This is a genomic window from Hyphomicrobium sp., assembly GCF_020852195.1.
In the GTDB taxonomy this organism is placed as follows: Bacteria; Pseudomonadota; Alphaproteobacteria; order Rhizobiales; family Hyphomicrobiaceae; genus Hyphomicrobium_C.
Genome location: NZ_JADZBI010000006.1, coordinates 1 through 2,820, shown reverse-complemented (window position 1 = coordinate 2,820; position 2,820 = coordinate 1). Strand labels below are relative to the sequence as shown.

Genomic DNA, 2,820 nt, shown 5'->3' with positions numbered 1-2,820 from the left:
TGTCGGTGATCTGGAGCAGGCCCTTATCTGGCTGCGCCGCGCCCACGAGCTGACGGGCTGGGACATCCTGCGCCTGCACGAGGCGACCTTGCTGCCGCCCTTCATGGAATCCACCGCGCAGATACGCGAGGCACGCGCGCGCATGGCCAGCGAACTGGAGGCGCTGCAGGCGAGCGGGCCGGTGTTCTCCGAGCGGGAGGTGCTGGAGTGCCCTAACACCGGCTTCTACCTCGCCTACCACGGACTGAATGATTGTGAGCTGCAGCGACGCGTGGCCGCCCTCTACATCCAGGCCCGCCCCTCGCTCGCCTGCGTCGCGCCCCATGTCACGCAGGCGCGGGCGCCGCGCGAGCGCATCCGCATCGCCTTTGTTTCGCGCTACCTCTACAACCATTCGGTCGGCAATTTCTTCAATCCCGTCATCAAGCATCTGTGTGGCCTGCCCGGGTTCGAGGTGTTGCTGTTCAGCATCGGCGCCGAAGAAGATGAAGTATTCACCGACATGGCCCGCGCCTGCGCCGGCCATGTGCGCCTGGCGGCCGATTCGCTCGACGAGGCGCGCCGTGCGATAGCCGAGGCGGAGCCGGACATCCTCGTCTATCCGGAAATCGGCATGGACCCGTTTACTTATATGCTCGCCTTCTCGCGGCTGGGGCGCGTGCAGTGCGTGCTGCACGGCCATTCGGCGACGACGGGCATCCCCAATATCGACTACTTCGTCTCCAGCGCGCTGATGGAGCCGCAGCACGGACAGGAAGGCTATACGGAGCGGTTGATCTGCCTGCCGACGCTGTTCATGTATCTTTCGCCGCCCGACTTTGACAATGTGCAAGCGGATCGTGCTTCGTTTGGCTTGCCGGCCACGGGCCCCCTCTACCTCTGCCCAATGAAGCTGCAGAAAATCCATCCGGACATGGATGCCGCTTTCGGTGAAATCCTGCGTCGTGATGCGGATTCCCGCATTGTGCTGATCGAGGACCATGACCGTTCGGTCTGGCGTGATCGCCTGGCCGAGCGGCTGGCGCGCAAACTGCCCGATGTGTTCGAGCGGGTGATTTTCCTGCCCTGGATCGGCCAGAAAGCCCGCTTTGCCTCGCTCATCAAGAGCGTGGATGTCGTGCTCGATTCCTTTCATCACGGCGGCGCGACAACCGCTCATATCGTCCTCGCCACCGGCACGCCCATCGTGAGCTGGCTCACCGGGGCGGCGCGCCCGCATATCGCCCGGGCCTACTACACGCTGATGGGCGTCGAAGGCTGCATCGCCGACACGGTGGAGGGGTTCATCGAACTGGCTCTGTGTTTCGGGCAGGACAAGGAATTGCGCGCGCGGATCGGCGAGGAGATTCGGCGCAACCGGCACAGGCTCTACGACAACGACGGGGTCTTTGCAGCCCATGCCGAGTGCTTCCGGTGGATGGCGCACGCGGCGCAAGCGAAGCGCTCGCTGGTGCTGCCCTATATTCCTCTCGTTTCGACACGGGACTGGTGCGCAAGGCACGGCGCCCGTTGCGAGGTGGTGGAGCAGCCCAAGCCATTATCCGTTCGGGGGGCCACGATCTTCGGCGCGGCGGACAAGCCGGCCGAGACGGCGACGACCACGCCGGCAACCTGGCTCGCCGAACTCCACGACGTTTCGGTCATCGGCGGGCATGGGCTGATCCTGGCCGATGGAGGAACGCAGGCGATCCACGCTCAGGCGCTGGACTTCCCGCCTGAGCGCGTGCAGATCGCGGATCATCTGATTTACCAACGGCTCGATGACCGCGTCCTGCTTCATGGCGCACGGCAGGGTGAAGCGCGGGTGGAAGAGGGAATCTGGCTTGCCGGAAAGGGCAGCACGAATTATTACCACTGGCTGCTGGAATATCTGCCACGATTGTCGGTCCTGGACCGATACCCTGAATACGACCACCTGCCGCTCCTGATCGATGCCGGATTGCACCCGAACCTTATCGCGGCGCTCGAACGGATCACCCTCAAGCGTCGTCCCCTGGTCGAGCTCGAATCCGGCCGGTGCCATGCGCTGCGCAAGCTGGTGGTGCCTTCCAGCCTGGTGAAGACGCCTTTCGAGTATCGTCCCGGCGCCCGGGTATTCGACGACGACGTGATTATCCCCCCCGCCGCGATCGACTTCTTGCGCCGCGTGTTCGCGCCGCTCATGGCTCCCGCAGGGACGGCGTCACGTCGCATTTATGTGCCGCGGCGCGGGGCCAAATACCGCGAACTGATCAATGAACCGGAGATCATGGCGTTCTTTGAACGCGAGGGTTTTGAGGTCGTCTACCCGGAGAAACTTTCCTTCGAGGAACAGGTGCGCGTCTTTTCCGAAGCGGCAATGATTGTCGGCCCCAGTGGCGCGGGCATGACCAACATCCTCTTCGCACCACGGGAGGCGACGACCCTGATGCTGAGTTTCCGCGATGACAGCGTCGATGTGCCGTATCTGGTATTCGCGAATCTGGCACAGGCCCTGGGCCAGGAAATGGTGTTCGTGCTCGGCGAGCCGGTCGCCAATGCGACGGGTATCGCCTATCAGAGCGACTACGTCGTGCCCGTGGATCTGGTCGAACAGGCCATGCGTACAAGGTGTCATTTGTCATGAGTCGGCCGGACGAATGGGCGAGCCGGCATGCGGGACCTATAAGATGCGTCTGGTCCGGATTCTGCTGTCTTGGCCGGTCGTGGCAGGCTCCAACCGATTATGGATATGACTTGTCTTGGTTACCAATGACTCTCAGCCAACTTTACCAGTCGGTATGGCATCGGCGGAGTGAGCGCTGCGGCGGCGCCCAAGCGACCGATCATTCCGGCCAGATC

At 63.2% G+C, this 2,820-nt stretch carries 1 protein-coding gene; it reads left to right on the top strand.

All coding sequences use genetic code 11. The features are described 5' to 3' along the window. A partial coding sequence (locus IT540_RS00640; protein ID WP_291171870.1) for a glycosyltransferase 61 family protein occupies positions 1–2,605 on the top strand: 2,605 nt, incomplete at its 5' end. Positions 2,606–2,820: the final 215 nt, after the last annotated feature.